We start from the raw sequence: 19,736 nt of genomic DNA, 5'->3' as shown, positions 1-19,736 counted from the left end.
TTAAGAGGATATCACGTGAGTGAGATATTAAATTTACAGCAAGTGGCGGTGAACTTTGACGGTAAAAGTATTTTATCCGATATCAGTTTACGGCTCGACCGCGGGGAAATCCTGGGGTTGTTAGGTCCCAGCGGCTGCGGTAAAACCACCTTGCTTAATACCCTGGCAGGTTTTGTCACTATGGCGGGGGGAGAAATCCGCATTGACGGCAATATGCAGATCAGCCCTAAGCATCACATTGCCCCGGAGCACAGGCACATTGGCATGATCTTCCAGGATTATGCCTTATTCCCGCACCTGACGGTGGCTCAAAATATTGCTTTTGGTATTACTAAATTAAGCAAAAGTGAGCAAAAGCAAAGGATCAGTGAGCTGCTGGAGCTGCTGAAGTTAACGGAGCATGGCGAGCGTTATCCGCACCAGTTATCCGGCGGACAGCAGCAAAGGGTGGCGATTGCCCGGGCACTGGCGCCGCAGCCTAAGTTGTTACTGCTGGACGAGCCGTTTTCCAATATCGATGCCAGGTTACGCAATGAATTGATGCTGGAAATTCGCCTGCTGTTGAAAAAACTGCAAATGACGGCCATTTTTGTCACCCATAACAAGGATGAAGTGTTTACCTTTGCCGATAAGGTGGCGGTCATGCACGAAGGGAAGTTGTTGCAGCTTGGCAAACCCGCCGAGGTATGCCAGCAACCTAATTGCTACCAGGTGGCGGATTTCTTACAGTTAGGCAGCTGGATCCCGTATGCCTTATCCGGCAACGAACTCACCACAGCCATAGGCAAACTGACGGATACTTCAGGCGCCATGGCAAATGGTGAAAACCGGTTGTTATTAATGAAACCCCAGGATGTGGAAATCTGTGAAGGAGAGACAGAAGGCCACAATGTCATCGTCAACCATATCAGTGTAACCGAGCAGGGCTATCACTACCATCTGGCCAGCAGCAAGGCTCCGGCGCAGCTGGCCTTTGACCACTTAAGCTTATATTCACCCCGGATACTGGCGTTAGGGCAAAACCTCAAGGTGCAAATAAAGCCCCATGAGCTTTTGGTGTTTACAAAAGATCGCCACTAATTTTTTGACAATTCATCCGGTAACAATCTGATAATGGGGGATAGCTGCTTTTTTATCCCCTTTTTTGTTCTTTCTTGCCCCTTTATCCGGGATCAAATCTGACAAGGCTGTCACTATTTTGCCCTAATTCGTCATAATTTGGGACCGAGATCCACAAAGTCCCACAATTTCATCAACTTCGCTAAACCCCTTAATTTTATTGACCTTCAGCGGGATCATTTTCACAAACATTGCTTGACATAGGTTTGCTTTACTCACTAAACTGTAGCAATGTGGGGAAAAGTGGGAAATAGTGGATCTTAAAAGATCACATAATAAAAAAAGGGCTATGTTCAGAGGCGCCAGCGCAATTACGCTAGATACTAAAAATCGCATCACGATGCCAACCAGGTATCGCGAGGAGCTTATTGCCGATTGCGATGGCCAGATGATCTGCACCGTGGACATACAACACCCTTGTTTATTGCTTTATCCTCTGCCCGAATGGGAAGAAATAGAACTCAAATTATGCGAGCTGTCCAGCATGAATCCGCAAGAGCGGCTGCTACAGCAAGTGTTATTAGGCAATGCCTCAGACTGCAGCCTGGATAAAAACGGCCGGATTTTGATCAATGGCCCGCTGCGCCAGCATGCCAATTTAGATAAAAATATCATGTTGGTGGGACAGCTGAAAAAATTTGAGATTTGGAGCGAAGCGGCCTGGCAAGAGCAGATGCAACAAGGCATCAGCCAGATCCAGTCCGGCGAGATTGAATTAACGGAAAGATTGATGGATCTTTCCCTCTAAAAAAAGAAGACAATGGATAATACACATATTTCAGTGCTGTTAGAAGAAGCGGTCTCCGGTTTGGAAATAAACCCGGACGGTTGTTATATCGATTGTACTTTTGGCCGCGGCGGCCATTCGGGATTGATCCTTTCCAAGCTTTCAGAGAAAGGGCGCCTAATCGCCATCGACCGGGATGTAACCGCGATCGCGGCGGCGGAAAAGTTTGCCGACGATGCCCGCTTTACCATAGAGCATGAAGGTTTTGCGGCACTGGAAGAGATAGCCCAGAAGCATGATTTGATCGGGAAAGTAGACGGTGTTTTGCTTGACCTTGGCGTGTCTTCACCTCAGCTCGATGATGCCGAACGCGGTTTTAGCTTTATGCAGGACGGTCCGCTGGATATGCGTATGGACACTACCCGCGGAAAAACGGCGGCGCAGTGGCTGGCACAAGCCGATGTGGAAGATATCAGCTGGGTGTTAAAAACTTTTGGTGAAGAAAAACATGCCTGGCGTATCGCCAATGCCATAGTGGACAGCCGGGAAGAAAACCCCCTGACCCGTACCGGGCAGCTGGCGAAATTGATCAAAACCACGGCGCCGCAGCGGGAAATTAAAAAACATCCGGCAACCCGGAGTTTTCAGGCGATCCGCATGTATATCAACAGCGAATTGGATCAAATTGAGCAGGCGCTCAATGCTTCTTTATCAGTTTTGACCCAGGGCGGTCGCTTAGTAGTGATCAGTTTTCACTCCCTTGAGGATCGGCTGGTAAAACAGTTTATGAAAAAACATTCTCAGGGCAAAAAAGTACCGCGTGGTTTACCTGTCAGTGAAGAAGAATTGCAAAAGGGCAAAAAGCTGGCCCTGGTGGGACGCAAGTTAAAGCCGAGCAAGCAGGAAGTAGAGGATAATGTCCGCTCAAGAAGCTCAGTGATGCGGGTTGCGCAGAGGTTAGCGGATCAGTAATGGCCAAGGCGGGTAATGTGCTTATTTTTGATATCTGGCAGGATATCAGGCGGCACTTAGTGATTTATTTGCTGTTGTTGTTGGTGGTAGTTTCGGCGTTTTCGGTGATTTATTTTACCCATTTAAATCGCCAGACCACAAGCGAGCTTGAACTCTTGCTGACCGACCGGGATGAATTGGATATCGAATGGCGCAACCTGTTGCTCGAGCAAAATGCACTGGCGGAGCACAGCCGAATTGAAACTCAGGCACAAAAGTTACTGGAGATGAGCCGGCCGGATGCCGAAAGCGAAGTGGTTATCCACTTGCCTTGATAAATCCGGGTTTAACCCGACAGGTAAAACTACCTAACGATACGATTACTATGATAGACAGCGTAAAGAGAAAATCTGAGCAAAACAAGGTCACAGCAATAGCATGGCGTTTTTACGTTGTGCTGGCTGTTATCGTGCTGATCTATCTCGGTTTAATGGCCCGCGCTGCCTACATCCAGGTGGTTGAACCGGATATGCTGAAGAAACAGGGGGACCTGCGTTCCTTGCGGACCCTGGCCAATACGGTACAGCGTGGCTCTATTGTCGATCGTAACGGCGACCAGCTGGCGATCAGCGTACCGGTGGAAACGGTGTGGGCAGATCCTAAAATGATCATGCAAAACAATGCCCTGAGCATGACCGAACACTGGCAGGCACTGGCGGATGTACTCGGCCAGGATGTCGATCAGCTGACCCGGCGTATCTCGAAAAATCCGAAAAAACGTTTTGTTTATGTCGAGCGTAAAGTCTCCCCGGCCATGGCGAATTATATTCATGAGCTGAAAATTCCCGGGGTATTTTTACGCAAAGAGTCGAAACGTTTTTATCCGGCAGGAGAAATAAGCGCCCATGTTGTCGGGGTGACCGATGTTGACGATAAAGGCATTGAAGGCATAGAGCGGGTTTACGATGAACTGTTAACCGGTGTTGGCGGACAAAAACGGTTCAGGAAAGATGCCAAAGGCAGAAAAATAGAAATTCTTTCGGTGGAGGAGTCAAGGCCGCCGCAAGATCTGACCCTGAGTATTGACCAGCGCATCCAGGCGCTGGCCTATAGAGAATTAAAAGGGGCGGTAGCGGCCTTTAAAGCCAGATCCGGCTCTGTGGTGGTCACCAATGTCCATACCGGCGAGATCCTGGCCATGGTCAATAATCCGTCTTATAACCCGAATAACCTCGCCAATACCGCCACCCACAGGTTGAGAAACCGGGCCATTACCGATGTTTTTGAACCCGGCTCCACCATGAAGCCGCTGACGGTATTAACCGCACTCGAGTTTGGCGCTGCCGAACCGGATACCGTGATCGACACCAGCCCCGGTTGGATGCGTTTAGGCGGTCGCCGGGTATCGGATCCGAGAAATCGCGGCGAGCTCAGCCTGACCGATATCCTGGTCACTTCTTCGAATATGGGCACCACTAAACTTGCGCTGTCGGTGCCGAAAGAGTTCTTACTGGATAAGTTTTTTGAAATGGGCTTTGCCGAAGATACCGGTACCGGCTTGATCGGCGAAAGCCCGGGCATGTTATCGGATCGCAGCCGCTGGTCGAAATTCGAACTGGCGACCTTATCCTGGGGCCATGGTTTGGCGATCAGTCCGGCGCAGTTGGCAAGATTTTACAGCACGGTAGCAAACGGCGGCATCAAGCGGCCGTTAAGCATATTGAAAACCGATAAAATCCCCGAAGGGGAGCGGGTGTTATCGAAACATTATACCGCCGAAGTGCTGGATATGCTTGAGCATGTGGTCAATGAAAAGGTAAGCAATGCCAAGGTCGACGGCTATCGCGTCGGCGGAAAAACCGGTACGACTATCAAGGCGGTTGCCGGCGGTTACGGTAATGACTATGTCGGCACTTTTGCCGGTATCGCGCCGCTGTCACGTCCGGAACTGGCGGTGGTGGTGATGATCAACGAACCCGGCGGTGACCTTTATCACGGCGGTGAAATTGCCGCGCCGGTATTTTCCCGAGTGATGAAAGGGGCATTGCAATTACTCAATATCGCTCCGGATGCGACCACAAGTGCCGCTTTGTCAGATGCTGACAGCGAAAAACAAGTGGCAACGGACAGTGCAGTTATCAAGGGGCAAAGCAATGTCTGATGCAAAATACGCCATAGATCAGGCCCTGGGTCTGTTTGATATCAGCATTGAGCCCGTAGCTACCGGCAACCTGGTTAACGACAGCCGGGAAATCCGGCCTGGAGATATTTTTTGTGCGGTTTTGGGCACAAACCAGGATGGTCGCCAGCATATAGAAAAAGCGGTCTTGGCGGGAGCCAATCTGGTGATCGCCCAGTGCCAGCATCATTTACAGCACGGCAATATCATTAAACGCACCTTTGGCGATAAATCGGTGGACTTAGTACAGTTCTATCAGCTCGACAGTAAGCTTTATGATTTGGCCAAAGCCTATTACCGGGAGCCGCAAGCGGCAATGACCATAATAGGCATTACCGGCACTAACGGTAAAACCAGCACCAGCCAGATCATTGCCAAACTACTGTCGGCTTACCGGCATGAGTGCGCCATTATCGGCACCGTAGGGGCCGGCGCTCTGGATGCCTTAAAGCCCATTGCCAATACCACGCCGGGACCGACTCAGCTGCACCAGTTGCTGGCAGAGTTTTCCGGACAAGGTATCAGCGATGTTGCCATGGAAGTGTCTTCACACGCCTTAACCCAGAAGCGGGTTTGCCCCAGTTTGCTCGATATTGCGGTTTTTACCAATCTTAGCCGCGATCATCTTGATTACCATCAAACCATGGAAAATTATGCCGAGGCAAAATTCTCCATCTTTACCGGAGAAGCCGGGCAAATTGCCATCTTAAACGGCGATGACAGCCGGGCCCGGGAAAAACTGGCCAACTGGCCACAGACGCAGCCGGTGATCGTTTTTGGCCGCAGCGAGCAAGTGAAAAGCTTTTCGCAATACCTGTATGCCGCCAATATCAAGGCAACCGCCGAGGGCACAAGTTTTACCCTGGACACGCATTTAGGCTGCTTTGAAATAAACAGTCCGCTGATGGGGGACTTTAATGTCGATAACCTGCTGGCGGCGATTGCGGTGCTGTTCGCCAAAGACTTGCCGCTGGATGCTTTGAGTGCGGCGGTGAAAACTCTAACTCCTATTTTGGGGCGCATGGAAAATATCAGCGCACCGGGAAAAGCCACCGCTGTGGTGGATTATGCCCATACCCCGGATGCCCTGGAAAAAGCTTTGCTGGCATGCCGCCGCCACTGTCAGGGGCAACTATGGCTGGTCTTTGGCTGCGGCGGCGACCGGGATAAAGGCAAGCGCCCTGAGATGGGTAAAATAGCCGAGCAGTTGGCGGATCATGTGGTGATCACCAATGATAACCCCAGGTTTGAGGCGGCGGAATTAATCGTCGGCGATATTCTTGCCGGCTGTGAAAAAACAGAGAAAATGACGGTGATCCTCGACCGCTCCCAGGCGGTGCTGTCGGTATTATCCCGGGCCAAAGCCGGGGATATGGTGCTGCTGGCGGGTAAAGGCCACGAAGATTACATCATGATCAAAGATGAAAAAATTGAATATAACGAACGTGAACTGGTGCTTGGCTTTTTCCATCAGGAAAGTGCTCAACAGAGTCATAGGGAAAACGAAAAAGAAAACCGGTCATGAACAAATTAGTTTTACCTTTCCCGTTAAGCGGGAAGGCGGATTTTAGTCTGGCATTAGTTGCCGGCGATAAAGGAAGTACTGTTATTACAAAGCATTACAGTTTAATGAACAATGAAAAAGCAGATGTTAGTATGCGTTATCTGGTACGTGATTACTTTCAACGACCTAGTCTAAGCGAGAGTGAACGATGATCAGTTTACCTTTATCTGAAATAGCAAGTGCAACCGGGGGAAACCTGGTAGGTGCAGATATCAATGTTGAGCAGATCGGCACCGACAGCCGGGCGCTTAATGCCGGAGATGTTTTCCTGGCATTAAAAGGGCCTAATTTTGACGGCCACCGTTTTATCGAACAGGTGGTTGAATTGGGCTGCAGTGCGGTGATTGTCGATCACCGGGTAGACTGTGACATACCGCAAGTGGTGGTGGAAGATACCCGCATTGCCCTGGGCAAGATCGGCGCTTATATCAAAGCCAAGATCGCGCCGAAAACGGTCGGCATTACCGGCAGCAGCGGCAAAACCACGGTAAAAGAAATGGTGGCGGCGATCTTGTCCCGTTTGGGCAAGGTATTGGCTACCAAAGGCAATTTTAATAACGATATCGGCGTACCGTTAACCTTGCTGCGCCTTGAACCGCAGCATGAGTATGCGGTGATTGAAATGGGCGCCAACCATATCGGGGAAATCGCCTATACCACAGGCCTGGTTGCACCGGATGTGGCGATGATCAATAACATTGCCGCCGCCCATTTGGAAGGTTTTGGCGATTTATGCGGTGTTGCCCGGGCAAAAGGGGAGATCTTTGAAGGTCTGCCGCAGGGCGGTGTCGCCATCTATAACCAGGATTGCAAATATGCTCATAAATGGCAGTGGCGCCTGAAGGATAAAACCGTGCGCCGTTTTTCCTGTGCCGGTGAGGCCAGCTGTTATAGCTCGGATGTGCGTTTAGATACCAGCGGCTGTGCCCGCTTTACCTTAAATACCCGGGAAGGCCAGGTGGATATCCGGCTGACGGTGCCGGGCAAGCATAATGTCTGCAATGCGGTGGCGGCGGCTACCGTGACCTTGGAATTGGGGGCAAGCCTGGAAGATATCCGTTTGGGGCTGGCGCAGATGACGCCGGTCAGCGGCCGTTTGAATTTGCTTGAGCTTAACGGTAACTGCCGGTTAATCGATGATACCTATAACGCCAATGTTGAATCCATTAAGGCGGGTATCGAATTGCTTTCCGCTTATCCCGGGGTCAGGGTGCTGGTGCTGGGAGACATGGGAGAGCTGGGCTCGGAAGCGCGCAGTTACCATCAGGAAGTGGGGGAATACGCCAAATCCTTAGGCATAGATATCTTATTTACTTTGGGGGTGTTAAGCCAGAGTACCGCGGATGCCTTTAAAGAAAACGGCCGTCACTTCAGCTCGCGCGAGCAGCTGGTGACGACCCTGGCACAAACTTTAGATAACGAATCCCAGCCGATTTCAATTTTGGTGAAAGGTTCACGCAGTGCGCATATGGAACATGTTGTGCAGGAAATAATAGCCTGGCGGAATGGCCAGCCACAACAGGAACATGTCTGATGCTACTTTGGTTAGGGGAGTTTTTAACCCAATATTACTCCGGGTTTAACGTTTTTTCTTATCTGACTTTCAGGGCGATTGTCAGTACCTTGACCGCGTTGGCGATTTCGCTGTATTTCGGTCCCAAGCTGATCCGCGCCCTGCAAAAAATGCAAATTGGCCAGACGGTACGCGACGACGGGCCAGAGAGCCATTTATCCAAGTCGGGTACCCCGACCATGGGCGGTATTTTAATTTTAGGGTCGATCATTTTCAGCGTATTGCTGTGGGGAGACTTAAGTAACGCTTATGTGTGGGTGGTGCTGTTTGTGGTGGCCAGCTTCGGCCTGATAGGTTTTGTCGACGATTATCGTAAGGTGATCCGTAAAGACTCTAACGGCTTGATTGCCCGCTGGAAGTATTTCTGGCAGACGGTGATTGGTTTAAGCACGGCGCTTTTCCTGTACTGGTTTGCCCAGGGGCCGGAAGAAACCGCTTTACTGATCCCCTTTATTAAAGATGTGTTGCCGCAACTGGGGATCTTTTATGTGGTGCTCAGTTATTTTGTAATTGTCGGCACCAGTAATGCGGTTAACCTGACCGATGGCCTGGATGGACTGGCAATCGTGCCCACGATTATGGTGGCGGGAGCCTTTGCCATTTTTGCCTATATGACGGGGAATGTGAATTTCTCATCATATCTGCATATTCCGCATATCGCCCTGGCCAGTGAGCTGGTGGTGGTGTGTACCGCTATTGTCGGCGCAGGTTTAGGTTTCCTCTGGTTTAATACCTATCCGGCGCAGGTGTTTATGGGGGATGTTGGCTCCCTGGCTTTGGGAGCGGCGTTAGGTGTGATTGCCGTCCTGGTGCGACAGGAACTGGTGTTGTTTATTATGGGAGGCGTGTTTGTGATGGAAACCGTTTCCGTGATCCTCCAGGTAGGTTCATATAAATTGCGGGGCGAGCGGATTTTCCGTATGGCGCCGATACACCATCATTATGAGTTAAAAGGCTGGCCTGAGCCCAGGGTAATTGTCCGTTTCTGGATCATGTCCCTGGTGTTGGTCTTGGTTGGCCTGGCGACGCTTAAGTTAAGATAAAAATTAAGATAAGAGTGAAGATAAAAGCTGATATTCATGACCGACGTTACTGCAAACATTAGGCCTGAGCTGATAAAGCAGCTGACAGGCAAGCGCATCCTGATACTGGGTCTGGGACAAACAGGGTTATCCTGTGCCCGTTTCCTGGCATCAAGGGGGCTTGAATTTGCGGTAAACGACAGTCGGGAACAGGCGATCGATGCCGCGGTTTTTCAGCGGGATTACCCCAACTGTGAACTGGTGCAGGGCCAATGGGATGCCGCCCTGATTGCCTCGGCGGATATTATCCTGGCAAGTCCGGGTATTGATATGGCTGAAGCGGCTATTGCCGGTGCCATCGCTTCCGGTTGTCAGGTATGGGGGGATGTCGAACTCTTTTGCCGCTTAAGTGATGCACCTGTAATTGCCGTGACCGGCTCTAACGGTAAATCCACTGTGGTGTCTTTGCTGGCGCACCTGGCACAAAGCCTGGGATTAAACGCCGAATTAGGCGGTAATGTCGGGGTGCCGATATTAGATCTGATCGACAAAGCCCCTGAGCTGTTGATATTGGAACTGTCCAGTTTTCAGCTGGAAACCATCTCCAGCATGAAACCGCTGGCGGCCTCGGTATTAAACCTCAGCGATGATCACCTGGATCGCCACCTGACCATGGAAAATTACCGCGATATCAAGCAGAAAATTTATCAACAAGCCGGTGTGGCCGTGGTTAATCGTGACGACAGTGCGACCTGGGTTGATGAAAAAGCCTTTAACGGCAAAGTGCTCTCTTTTGGCAGCGATGCTCCGCAAGACGGCCATTTAGGCTTGGCGACCGTTGATAATGAACTGACCCTGATGTACGGGCAACAGGCGCTGATTTCGGTGCGTGAATTACCGCTTTCGGGTGTACACAATGCCCTTAATTGCCTGGCGGTGCTGGCCTTAGGTTTAAGTGCCGGTTGGCCGCTGGAGCAAATGCTGGGGCATTTAAGCAGTTTTACCGGACTGGAGCACAGGTGCCAGCCATTAAAAACAAACGACGGCATCTTGTGGATCAATGACTCAAAAGCCACCAATGTCGGCGCCACCATAGCGGCGATTTCCGGTTTGGCGCAAACCAAAAGTGCCGGGCAGCAGTTAATTTTAATCGCCGGCGGCGACGGCAAGGGAGCTGACTTTTCTCCTTTAAAAGATTTGTTAGCCCATGAGGTGAATTTACTGATCACCCTGGGCAAAGACGGCGAACAGCTGGCAGCATTAGCGGCAAACAGCCAGAGGGTTGATAACCTGGAACAGGCAGTAGCCCTTGCAGGAAAAAGCGCTAAAGCAGGCGATACCGTGTTGTTATCTCCTGCCTGTTCTAGCCTGGATATGTTTAAAAACTTTGCCGTACGCGGCCGGGTTTTTGCCGATGCCGTACAGGCGTTTGTCGGCAAGGCAGCGCCGGGGGCAAGTGCATGATGGCTTCTCTGTCGCAGATGAATGTATTTAAAGGACTTGGTGCTATGCTGGGATCATTTAAAATGCCCGATTGGTTAAGTCAGAGTTCGACGCCGACCACCACCTTTGACCGCAGCTATCTGATCCTGGCCATCGCCATGTATATGGTGGGGCTTATTATGGTGGCCAGCTCTTCAATGCCGGTGGCAGAGCGCTTATTTGATAACCCGTTCCATTTCGTTATCCGCCATATGATTTATATCGTATTGAGTGTGGGTATTGCGGTGGCAACCTTGCAGCTGCCGATGAGCTGGTGGCAAAAATCCAGCGGCGGCTTGTTGCTGCTGGCGATGGTGTTGCTGCTGGTTGTACTGCTGGTTGGCCGCTCGGTCAACGGCGCTACCCGCTGGATTGTCGTCGGCCCCATTACCATACAGGCGGCAGAGCCTGCTAAGTTGTTTTTCTTTTGTTACCTGTCGGCTTATCTGGTCAGGCGACGGGATGAGGTGATGGAAAACTTTAAAGGTTTCCTTAAACCTCTGGTGGTGTTTTTCCTGCTGGCCCTGATGTTATTGGCACAGCCGGATCTCGGTACCATTATCGTGATGTTTGTCACTACCTTTGGCTTGCTGTTTCTGGCGGGGGCCAAGTTATGGCAGTTTATCGGTATCGCCAGTGTCGGGGTCACCGCCCTGTCTTTGCTGGCGGTTTTTGAGCCCTACCGCTGGCGGCGGATCACCAGTTTCCTCGACCCCTGGCAGGATCCTTTTGGCAGCGGTTATCAGCTGACCCAGTCGCTGATGGCGTACGGCCGTGGTGAAATGTTTGGTCAGGGCCTGGGCAACAGTATCCAGAAGCTGGAATATTTGCCGGAGGCCCATACCGACTTTGTGATGGCGGTATTGGCGGAAGAATTTGGTTTTATCGGTATCAGCGTGATCTTGGTGCTGAGTTTTATCCTGGTGATCAAGGCTTTGTTGCTCGGCCGTAAGGCGCTGGCGCAGGAGAAATTTTTTGAAGGTTATTTTGCCTACTCCATAGGGATCTGGATGAGTTTTCAGGCGGCGGTTAATGTCGGCGCCAGCGCCGGTATCGTACCGACCAAAGGCTTGACCATGCCGCTGATCAGTTATGGCGGCAGCTCGATGATTATTATGACCATAGCCGTGGTGGTGTTGATCCGTATCGATCATGAAGTCCGCTTGCAAAACATCCAGGCAACTTCAGGAGGGCGAAAATGACTAAGTCCTCTGAAAAGGTAAATAAAGTGAACGGTGAAGCACCTACCCTGTTGGTGATGGCGGGCGGCACCGGCGGTCATATTTTCCCGGGGATTGCCGTCGCTCAGCACCTTGAGGCCCGGGGTTGGAATATCCACTGGCTGGGTACCGCTGAGCGGATGGAAGCTAAGCTGGTGCCTGAACATGGCTACCCGATATCTTTCATTAATATCAGCGGGCTGAGAAACAAAGGGTTAAAAGGCTGGTTGAAATTGCCTTTTAATCTTATCCGTTCACTGTGGCAGTCGATTGCCATTATCCGCGCAGTGAAACCGGATGTGGTACTGGGCATGGGCGGTTATGCCAGCGGACCGGGTGGTGTTGCCGCCTGGTTGATGAGAAAACCTTTGGTATTGCATGAACAAAATGCCGTGGCGGGCATGAGCAACCGCTTACTGGCAAAAGTAGCCACTAAAGTCTTGGCGGCATTTCCCGGCGCTTATGATGCCAAGGTTAACTGCCAGGTGGTGGGCAACCCGGTGCGCCAGACCATAGCGCCAAGCAATGTCGGGCATGAGGCAGAGCAAGAGCCGTTAGCGCAAGCGGCAACAGGCAAAAAAATCCTGGTGGTCGGCGGCAGCCTGGGGGCAAAAGTGCTGAACGATGTTGTGCCTGTGGCCGTGTCCAAGCTGGAACAGCCGGTTCAGGTATGGCACCAGAGCGGAGCCAATAATAGAGAGGTGGTATTATCGGCCTACCGGGATGCCGGTATTGATGAACACCAGGTACGGGTAGGAGATTTTATCAAGGATATGGCCGGTGCTTATCGCTGGGCAGATTTAGTGATCTGCCGGGCAGGGGCATTGACGGTTTCCGAGCTGGCGATGGCGGGCAAGGCGGCGATTTTTGTGCCTTTGCCCCATGCGGTAGATGATCACCAGACAAAAAATGCAATGTATTTAGTGGCGCATGGCGCGGCTAAGTTATTGCCGCAAAATGAATTTAATGCAGCAGCTTTGGCACAGATGCTAAGCGGGCTTTTTACTGACGAGCGGGAAGTCGAGGCCATGGCCAAGGCGGCGATAGCCGCGGCCCATAGCGATGCCACTGACACCGTCAGCAGTATCTGTCAGGGGCTGTTAGCACAATGAGTAATTTAATGACGAGTTTAGAAAAGAACAGTGCGCCGATAAAGGTGCCTGAAATGCGCCGGGTGAAACAAATTCATTTTGTCGGTATCGGCGGCGCCGGTATGGGCGGTATTGCCGAAGTTTTATTAAATGAAGGTTATCAGATCTCCGGTTCAGACATCAGTGAAAATGCCGTAGTAAAACGCCTAACGGCATTGGGGGCGAAGATCCATATCGGACATAACGCCGCCAATATAAACGGCGCCAGCGTGATCGTGGTATCAACGGCAATCGATGGTGAAAACCCCGAATTAGTCGCCGCGGCAGCGCAGCGTATTCCCGTGGTGCGCCGGGCGGAAATGCTGGCGGAGCTGATGCGTTTCCGGCACGGGGTGGCAATAGCCGGTACCCATGGCAAAACCACGACCACCAGCTTGATTGCCAGTATTTTTGGCGAGGCGGGATTAGATCCGACTTTTGTGATCGGCGGTTTGCTTAACAGCGCCGGTACCAATGCCAGGCTCGGCAGCAGCCGTTATCTGATTGCCGAAGCCGATGAAAGCGATGCGTCGTTTTTACATCTCCAGCCTATGGTGGCGGTAGTAACCAATATCGACCAGGACCATATGGAAACTTACCAGGGAGATTTTGAAAAACTTAAAGACACTTATATCGAGTTCCTGCATAATTTGCCGTTTTATGGTGTCGCCGTGGTTTGTATCGATAATCCTGTGGTACGGGAATTATTGCCGCGGATCTCGCGTCAGGTGATCACTTACGGCTTCAGTGAAGATGCTGATATCCGTGCGGTGGATTATCAGCAAGCTGGCGGCAGCAGTGCCTTTACCGTACTGATGCCGGGACATGAGCCGATGAAGCTCAGTGTTAACCTGCCGGGTGAGCACAATGTGTTAAATGCTTTGGCGGGCATCGCCGTGGCACTGGATGAAGGCCTTGAGCAAAAAGCGATTTGCAAGGCATTAAGTGAATTTGAAGGCATAGGTCGCCGTTTTGAGTTATTGGCGCCATTAACAACCGAAAGCGGTGAAATGCAGCTGGTGGATGATTACGGTCATCACCCGAGCGAAGTGGCGGCAACCATTAAGGCAATGCGCAACGGCTGGCCGGACAAACGCCTGGTGATGGTGTTCCAGCCCCACAGGTACTCACGTACCCGGGACTTATATGAAGACTTTGTTGAGGTATTATCCGAAGTCGATTGTCTGCTGCTGCTTGATGTTTATGCCGCAGGTGAAGCGCCGATAGTCTCGGCAGACAGCAAGAGCCTGACCCGCTCTATCCGTCAGCGGGGCAAGCTGGAGCCTATTTATGTCAGCGACAGCGATAAGTTGCCCGAGCTGCTTGCGGCGCAGTTGCAGGACGGCGATATGGTGATCACCCAGGGCGCGGGCAATATCGGTGCCGTGGCGCGTGAATTGGCCGGTCACCCTCTGTTAACCGCAGGGGAAAGTAAATGACCCATACCGGACAAAGAGCAGATTTAAGAAAGACAAAAGAGATGAACAAAGAGAAAATTGCCGTGTTATACGGCGGCACCTCGGCAGAGCGGGAAGTTTCCCTGAACTCCGGCCGGGCGGTAGCCAATGGCCTGACGGCCTCGGGTTATGAAGTGGTGTTGTTTGATACCAAAGAAAATAAGCTCACCGCTTTACTGGACATGAATATCGATAAAGTCTTCATTGCCCTGCATGGCCGCGGCGGTGAAGACGGTTGTTTGCAGGGGGCATTGGAATACTTGGGGATCCCTTATACCGGCTCAGGTGTTTTGGGTTCGGCCCTGTCGATGGATAAAATCCGCAGCAAGCAAATCTGGCAGGCGCTGGATTTACCGACCGCCTCTTTTGCCATTGTCGAAAAGCAGGCGTTTACCGCGGAAGATGCCCCGGTGATCCTGGCAAGCCTCGGCGGTCAGGTGATGGTGAAACCCGCCAATGAAGGCTCCAGTATCGGCATGGCCAAAGCGGCCAATGCCCAGGAGTTGGTGGCGGCATTAACTTCGGCTTTTGCTTTTGATGAACAGATTTTAGTGGAAGAGTGGATCGACGGTCCTGAATATACCGTATCCATCTTAGGGGATAAGGCGTTGCCGGCCATCTCCATGGAAACGCCGCGTGAGTTTTATGATTATGAGGCCAAGTACCAGTCGACCACTACCGTGTATAACTGCCCTTGCGGCTTACCGGCAGAAGAAGAAGCAGAACTGGGCGAGCTGGCATTAAAGGCCTTTAACGCCACCGGCGCCAAAGACTGGGGCCGGGTAGATCTGATGCGTAACAGCCTGGGCGACTGGCAGCTGCTGGAAGTTAATACCGTACCGGGTATGACGGAAACCTCCCTGGTGCCAAAAGCCGCCAAGGTTGCCGGACTGGACTTTAACCAGCTGGTTGATGCTATTGTGCAGCTGGCGGGAAAGGATAAATAAGCGATGGCAAAAGCGGCCGGACAAATAAAAGACATCAACTGGTCCTTTTGGTCCGGGGTGGTGTTTTTTGTTGTGGTCGTGGTTGGCCTGCTTTATCTCAGCTGGTATATCAGCCAGGAGGTCAACGCCGAGGAAAGTGCGCCGGTGACCACTTTGGCCATTGGCGGTGAGATGCCCTATACCAATCGCCAGGATATTTTAACGGCGATAGACGATATCGACATGGGCAACTTTTTCCAGGTGGATGTCAACCGGGTGCAGCAGCAGATCATGACGCTGCCCTGGGTCTATTCGGTATCGGTGCGTAAGCAGTGGCCGAACGAACTGAAAATTTATGTGGTGGACCAGACGCCGGTGGCGCTGTGGAACGGTGATTTTTTAATTAACCGCGAAGGCAAAGCGTTTCAGGCGGATACCGGGCGGTTAACGTCGCCTTTGCCGCAGTTTTACGGGCCGGAAGGCAGTGAAATTGTCGCTTTGGACAATTTTAGAAATTTAAACGCCTTGCTGGAATTTCGCGGCCTGGCGATAGCTGAGCTGATGCTGTCGGAGCGTTTTTCCTGGCAGCTGACCTTAAATGACGGCGTGGTTTTAAACCTGGGCCGGGAAGAGCGGGTTGAACGAATTCAGCGTTTTATGGACGTATATCCGCAAATAAAACAGAAAAAAGAAGAAAATCAGCAGGTTGATTACATCGATTTGCGTTATGATACCGGAGTTGCTGTCGGGTGGAAGCCTGCAGCCGATAAACAAAGAGCTTAATCTGAATGTCGAAAGTAGCAGAAAGAAAATTAGTTGTTGGATTAGATATCGGCACATCGAAAATATCGGTCGCGGTGGGCGAAGTGACGCCTGACAATAATTTAAGTATCGTCGGGGTGGGCAACCAGCCGGCACGGGGCATGGATAAGGGCGGCGTCAACGACCTTAACCTGGTAATAGAGTCGGTACAAAAGGCCATTAATGAAGCCGAGCTGATGGCGGATTGCCGTATCAGCTCAATCTACTTGGGCATATCCGGTAAGCACATCCTTTGTCAAAACGAAAACGGCATGGTGCCGATCAATGACAAGGAAGTGAACCAGGAAGATGTGGATAATGTGATCCATACCGCCCGCTCTGTGCCTATTTCCGCCGAGCGCCGTATGCTGCACGTTTTGCCGCAGGAATACAGTATCGACTGTCAGGACGGCATCAAGAGCCCTATTGGTATGTCCGGGGTGCGGATGGAAGCCAAAGTCCATATCGTGACCTGTGCCAACGATATGGCCAAGAACATAGTTAAATGTGTCGAGCGCTGCAATCTTGAAGCCGACCAGCTGATTTTCTCAGCGTTGGCGTCAAGTTATGCGGTACTCACCGATGATGAAAAAGAATTAGGCATTTGCGTGGTGGATATGGGCGCGGGTACCATGGATATTTCGGTCTTTACCGGCGGCGCCTTGCGTCATACCGCGGTAATCCCGGTGGCCGGTAATCAGGTGACCAGTGATATCGCCAAGATATTCCGTACGCCGCTGAGCCACGCCGAAGAAATCAAGGTACAGTATGCCTGCGCGTTAAAAGACATGGTCAGCATGGAAGAGAATATTGAAGTGCCCAGTGTCGGCGGACGTCCGGCGCGCTCTATGTCACGTCATACCTTATCGGAAGTGGTGGAGCCCAGGTACCATGAGTTATTTGAGCTGGTACAGGAAGAATTGCGCAAATGCGGCCTGGATGAACAGATAGCAGCGGGTTATGTCTTTACCGGCGGTACCGCGAAAATGGAAGGTGTGGTGGAGTTTGCCGAAGAGGTATTCCAGATGCCGGTGCGTATCGCCAGCCCGATAGATGTTGAAGGATTAAAAGAATATGTGGATGACCCGGCTTATGCCACGGTTGTCGGCTTATTACGTTACGGCAAGCAGGCCAATGCGGTAGCTAAGCCGCTTAAGAAGAATAATGTAGAGGGGGTGGGGGATCTCTGGTCCCGCATCCATGCCTGGTTTAAAGGCGAGTTTTAGCGTTAATGCCCCTTGGCGTTAACAGTAAATTTTTAGTTTTGGTGGAATACGTTTTAACAAAAACGGAGAGAGAGATATGTTTGAATTGATGGAAGATCACAACGAAGAAGCGGTCATTAAAGTTGTCGGTGTCGGCGGCGGTGGCGGTAACGCAGTAGAGCACATGGTAAGCCAGACCATTGAAGGGGTTGAATTTACCACGGCAAATACCGATTCACAGGCGCTGCGTAACTCGTCTGCGGATGTTACTTTGCAACTAGGTGCCGATGTTACCAAAGGGCTTGGCGCCGGCGCTAACCCTGAAATTGGCCGTAAGGCTGCAGAAGAAGACAGAGAAACTATCCGTCAGACCCTGCAAGGTGCCGATATGGTGTTTATCGCTGCCGGTATGGGCGGTGGTACCGGTACCGGTGCTGCGCCTGTGGTTGCCGAAGTGGCCAGAGAAATGGGCATTTTGACCGTAGCCGTGGTGACTAAGCCGTTCCCGTTCGAAGGGAAAAAACGTATGAACTATGCCGATCAGGGCGTAGAGTTTTTGGCGAAAAGTGTTGATTCTTTGATCACTATCCCCAATGAAAAGTTATTGAAGGTATTAGGCCCGGGCACCAGCTTGCTTGACGCCTTTAAAGCCGCCAACAACGTATTGTTAGGTGCGGTTCAAGGTATTGCCGAGCTTATTACCCGTCCAGGTTTAATTAACGTGGATTTCGCCGACGTGCGCACGGTAATGTCGGAAATGGGTACTGCCATGATGGGCTCAGGCCTGGCTTCAGGTCCGGACCGCGCCGAAGAAGCGGCAGAAGCGGCTATCTCAAGTCCGTTACTTGAAGATGTCGATTTAGCCGGTGCCCGCGGTATCCTGGTAAACATTACTGCCGGTATGGACATCACCATCGATGAATTCGAAACCGTTGGTAACGCGGTTAAGGCGTTTGCTTCTGAAAATGCGACTGTAGTGGTTGGTGCGGTAATCGACCCAGAAATGACAGAAGACCTGCGGGTAACCGTAGTTGCCACCGGCATCGGCGCCGAGCGCAAGCCTGACATTACCTTAGTGAACCCTGCACCTCAGGTTGAGCAACAAGTGGTAGGCGCAGATTACTCTGCCAGCCCTCAGGTTGAAGCGGGTGTGGCGGCTGCCCCTATGCCGGAAGCAAATGCCCAGGCAGCACCGGTGAAGACCACTGCGGCCGACTTGGATAATTATCTGGATATTCCTGCTTTCTTGCGTAAACAGGCAGACTAATTTCCTTACAATTGCGGATCTTTGATATTAGAGGGATTTTTTGGTATATTATGTCGCCACTTAACAGGTGGCTGGATAATATTTGATTTTTGCTTGTCTATACATTTGTGTAAACATGTGAAACTTAAGAAAAAGGCAATTTGATGATTAAACAACGTACAATCAAAGAAAGCGTTTCAGCAATAGGTGTTGGCTTACATAAAGGTGAAAAAGTGCAGGTCACTCTCCGTCCTGCGCAGGCAAACACCGGTATTGTATTCCGCCGGGTCGATCTCGATCCTGTTGTTGATATTCCTGCGACTCCGGAAGCCGTGGGCGAAACAACGCTGTGTACCTGTCTAATCAATGAAGATGGTGTTCAGGTTTCCACCGTTGAGCACCTGCTTTCCGCGGTTGCCGGTTTAGGCATAGATAACCTGATTATCGATGTCGATTCTCCGGAAATTCCGATCATGGACGGTAGCGCCTTACCTTTTGTCTACCTGATCCAGTCTGTAGGTATTGAAACCTTAAATGTGTCTAAGCGTTTTATCCGCATTAAAAAGACCATTCGCGTTGAAGAAGGCGATAAATGGGCTGAGCTGAAACCTTATGAAGGTTTCCGCGTGAACTTTGCCATCGAGTTCAACCACCCGGTAATTGCCAATACCTGTCAGCAAATGAGCATGGACTTTTCTACCTGCTCTTTTATCAAAGAAATCAGCCGTGCCAGAACCTTCGGTTTTATGAAGGATATCGAGTTTTTACGCTCCCATAACCTGGCCTTAGGCGGCAGTTTGGAAAACGCCATCGTACTCGATGAGTACCGCATGCTCAACAAAGACGATCTGCGTTATGATGACGAATTCGTGAAGCACAAGATCCTTGATGCCATCGGCGACTTGTATATGGGTGGCACCAGCATATTAGGCGAGTTAAACGCCTTTAAATCGGGCCATGCCCTGAACAATATGCTGCTTCGTGAAGTATTCAAACAGGTTGACTGCTGGGAATGGGTGACTTACGAAGATGAAGCCAAAGCGCCTATCGCCTATATGGAAACCAGCCCTTCGGCATTTTAAAATTCCACCAAGAATTTGAATATCAAAACCGGTCGATTGACCGGTTTTTTTG

At 51.1% G+C, this 19,736-nt stretch carries 18 protein-coding genes; all 18 read left to right on the top strand.

Translation table 11 applies throughout. The annotated features are described in order from the left end of the window. Positions 1–15: 15 nt before the first annotated feature. The 18 genes from SG35_RS25000 (at position 16) to lpxC (ending at position 19,684) form a co-directional block, all read left to right on the top strand. Complete coding sequence (locus SG35_RS25000; protein WP_044835917.1) at positions 16–1,080, top strand: ABC transporter ATP-binding protein; 1,065 nt, start codon at positions 16–18, stop codon at positions 1,078–1,080. A gap of 328 nt (positions 1,081–1,408) precedes the next feature. Next, complete coding sequence (gene mraZ, locus SG35_RS24995; RefSeq protein ID WP_044835918.1) at positions 1,409–1,867, top strand: division/cell wall cluster transcriptional repressor MraZ; 459 nt, start codon at positions 1,409–1,411, stop codon at positions 1,865–1,867. Between the two features lie 12 nt (positions 1,868–1,879). Continuing rightward, positions 1,880–2,818, top strand: coding sequence for a 16S rRNA (cytosine(1402)-N(4))-methyltransferase RsmH (gene rsmH, locus SG35_RS24990; RefSeq protein ID WP_044835919.1), 939 nt, complete (start codon positions 1,880–1,882; stop codon positions 2,816–2,818). Beyond that, positions 2,818–3,132, top strand: coding sequence for a cell division protein FtsL (gene ftsL / locus SG35_RS24985; protein WP_053043439.1), 315 nt, complete (start codon positions 2,818–2,820; stop codon positions 3,130–3,132). Before rsmH ends, ftsL begins: the two co-directional genes overlap by 1 nt. A 50-nt stretch (positions 3,133–3,182) precedes the next feature. Next, entirely contained in the window at positions 3,183–4,958 is a 1,776-nt protein-coding gene (locus tag SG35_RS24980) for a penicillin-binding transpeptidase domain-containing protein (RefSeq protein WP_044835920.1), read from the top strand. Next, positions 4,951–6,501 carry a UDP-N-acetylmuramoyl-L-alanyl-D-glutamate--2,6-diaminopimelate ligase gene (locus SG35_RS24975; RefSeq protein ID WP_053043440.1) on the top strand — a complete coding sequence of 517 codons (1,551 nt, stop codon included), beginning with the start codon at positions 4,951–4,953 and terminating at the stop codon, positions 6,499–6,501. The genes SG35_RS24980 and SG35_RS24975 overlap by 8 nt, the downstream gene beginning before the upstream one ends. Then, positions 6,498–6,692: a hypothetical protein gene (locus tag SG35_RS24970; RefSeq protein ID WP_044835921.1), complete on the top strand. Its 195-nt coding sequence runs from the start codon at positions 6,498–6,500 to the stop codon at positions 6,690–6,692. Before SG35_RS24975 ends, SG35_RS24970 begins: the two co-directional genes overlap by 4 nt. Then, positions 6,689–8,074 (top strand): UDP-N-acetylmuramoyl-tripeptide--D-alanyl-D-alanine ligase, encoded by a 1,386-nt coding sequence (gene murF, locus SG35_RS24965; protein WP_044835922.1) that lies wholly within the window; start codon positions 6,689–6,691, stop codon positions 8,072–8,074. Before SG35_RS24970 ends, murF begins: the two co-directional genes overlap by 4 nt. After that, complete coding sequence (mraY, locus tag SG35_RS24960; protein ID WP_044835923.1) at positions 8,074–9,156, top strand: phospho-N-acetylmuramoyl-pentapeptide-transferase; 1,083 nt, start codon at positions 8,074–8,076, stop codon at positions 9,154–9,156. Before murF ends, mraY begins: the two co-directional genes overlap by 1 nt. 36 nt (positions 9,157–9,192) lie before the next feature. Then, on the top strand, positions 9,193–10,599 hold the full coding sequence (gene murD / locus SG35_RS24955) for a UDP-N-acetylmuramoyl-L-alanine--D-glutamate ligase (RefSeq protein WP_044835924.1): 1,407 nt from the start codon (positions 9,193–9,195) through the stop codon (positions 10,597–10,599). Next, entirely contained in the window at positions 10,596–11,819 is a 1,224-nt protein-coding gene (gene ftsW / locus SG35_RS24950) for a cell division protein FtsW (RefSeq protein WP_084693009.1), read from the top strand. Before murD ends, ftsW begins: the two co-directional genes overlap by 4 nt. After that, positions 11,816–12,949, top strand: a complete 1,134-nt coding sequence (gene murG, locus SG35_RS24945; protein ID WP_044835925.1) for an undecaprenyldiphospho-muramoylpentapeptide beta-N-acetylglucosaminyltransferase — start codon at positions 11,816–11,818, stop codon at positions 12,947–12,949. The genes ftsW and murG overlap by 4 nt, the downstream gene beginning before the upstream one ends. Before the next feature lie 8 nt (positions 12,950–12,957). Further along, positions 12,958–14,406, top strand: coding sequence for a UDP-N-acetylmuramate--L-alanine ligase (gene murC / locus SG35_RS24940; RefSeq protein WP_044835960.1), 1,449 nt, complete (start codon positions 12,958–12,960; stop codon positions 14,404–14,406). Beyond that, positions 14,403–15,371, top strand: coding sequence for a D-alanine--D-alanine ligase (locus SG35_RS24935; protein ID WP_044835926.1), 969 nt, complete (start codon positions 14,403–14,405; stop codon positions 15,369–15,371). The genes murC and SG35_RS24935 overlap by 4 nt, the downstream gene beginning before the upstream one ends. 3 nt (positions 15,372–15,374) lie before the next feature. After that, positions 15,375–16,133 carry a cell division protein FtsQ/DivIB gene (locus SG35_RS24930; RefSeq protein ID WP_044835927.1) on the top strand — a complete coding sequence of 253 codons (759 nt, stop codon included), beginning with the start codon at positions 15,375–15,377 and terminating at the stop codon, positions 16,131–16,133. A 5-nt stretch (positions 16,134–16,138) separates the two neighbouring features. Continuing rightward, on the top strand, positions 16,139–17,377 hold the full coding sequence (gene ftsA / locus SG35_RS24925; protein ID WP_044835928.1) for a cell division protein FtsA: 1,239 nt from the start codon (positions 16,139–16,141) through the stop codon (positions 17,375–17,377). A gap of 76 nt (positions 17,378–17,453) precedes the next feature. Continuing rightward, positions 17,454–18,623 (top strand): cell division protein FtsZ, encoded by a 1,170-nt coding sequence (gene ftsZ, locus SG35_RS24920; RefSeq protein WP_044835929.1) that lies wholly within the window; start codon positions 17,454–17,456, stop codon positions 18,621–18,623. 143 nt (positions 18,624–18,766) lie between these two features. Then, the gene (gene lpxC / locus SG35_RS24915) at positions 18,767–19,684 is read left to right on the top strand and encodes a UDP-3-O-acyl-N-acetylglucosamine deacetylase (protein ID WP_044835930.1); all 918 of its coding nucleotides are present in this window, start codon (positions 18,767–18,769) and stop codon (positions 19,682–19,684) included. Positions 19,685–19,736: the final 52 nt, after the last annotated feature.

It is taken from the genome of Thalassomonas actiniarum, from assembly GCF_000948975.2.
In the GTDB taxonomy this organism is placed as follows: Bacteria; Pseudomonadota; Gammaproteobacteria; order Enterobacterales; family Alteromonadaceae; genus Thalassomonas; species Thalassomonas actiniarum.
The sequence above is the reverse complement of the archived record's forward strand: the minus strand, read 5'-3'. Positions and strand labels throughout refer to the sequence as shown.

What these genes read in the sequence shown, in the direction of transcription:
- mraZ (WP_044835918.1), top strand. Translation starts at nt 1,409, where the DNA reads ATGTTCAGAGGCGCCAGCGCAATTACGCTAGATACTAAAAATCGCATC.
- rsmH (WP_044835919.1), top strand. Translation starts at nt 1,880, where the DNA reads ATGGATAATACACATATTTCAGTGCTGTTAGAAGAAGCGGTCTCCGGT.
- ftsL (WP_053043439.1), top strand. Translation starts at nt 2,818, where the DNA reads ATGGCCAAGGCGGGTAATGTGCTTATTTTTGATATCTGGCAGGATATC.
- SG35_RS24980 (WP_044835920.1), top strand. Translation starts at nt 3,183, where the DNA reads ATGATAGACAGCGTAAAGAGAAAATCTGAGCAAAACAAGGTCACAGCA.
- SG35_RS24975 (WP_053043440.1), top strand. Translation starts at nt 4,951, where the DNA reads ATGTCTGATGCAAAATACGCCATAGATCAGGCCCTGGGTCTGTTTGAT.
- SG35_RS24970 (WP_044835921.1), top strand. Translation starts at nt 6,498, where the DNA reads ATGAACAAATTAGTTTTACCTTTCCCGTTAAGCGGGAAGGCGGATTTT.
- murF (WP_044835922.1), top strand. Translation starts at nt 6,689, where the DNA reads ATGATCAGTTTACCTTTATCTGAAATAGCAAGTGCAACCGGGGGAAAC.
- mraY (WP_044835923.1), top strand. Translation starts at nt 8,074, where the DNA reads ATGCTACTTTGGTTAGGGGAGTTTTTAACCCAATATTACTCCGGGTTT.
- murD (WP_044835924.1), top strand. Translation starts at nt 9,193, where the DNA reads ATGACCGACGTTACTGCAAACATTAGGCCTGAGCTGATAAAGCAGCTG.
- ftsW (WP_084693009.1), top strand. Translation starts at nt 10,596, where the DNA reads ATGATGGCTTCTCTGTCGCAGATGAATGTATTTAAAGGACTTGGTGCT.
- murG (WP_044835925.1), top strand. Translation starts at nt 11,816, where the DNA reads ATGACTAAGTCCTCTGAAAAGGTAAATAAAGTGAACGGTGAAGCACCT.
- murC (WP_044835960.1), top strand. Translation starts at nt 12,958, where the DNA reads ATGACGAGTTTAGAAAAGAACAGTGCGCCGATAAAGGTGCCTGAAATG.
- SG35_RS24935 (WP_044835926.1), top strand. Translation starts at nt 14,403, where the DNA reads ATGACCCATACCGGACAAAGAGCAGATTTAAGAAAGACAAAAGAGATG.
- SG35_RS24930 (WP_044835927.1), top strand. Translation starts at nt 15,375, where the DNA reads ATGGCAAAAGCGGCCGGACAAATAAAAGACATCAACTGGTCCTTTTGG.
- ftsA (WP_044835928.1), top strand. Translation starts at nt 16,139, where the DNA reads ATGTCGAAAGTAGCAGAAAGAAAATTAGTTGTTGGATTAGATATCGGC.
- ftsZ (WP_044835929.1), top strand. Translation starts at nt 17,454, where the DNA reads ATGTTTGAATTGATGGAAGATCACAACGAAGAAGCGGTCATTAAAGTT.
- lpxC (WP_044835930.1), top strand. Translation starts at nt 18,767, where the DNA reads ATGATTAAACAACGTACAATCAAAGAAAGCGTTTCAGCAATAGGTGTT.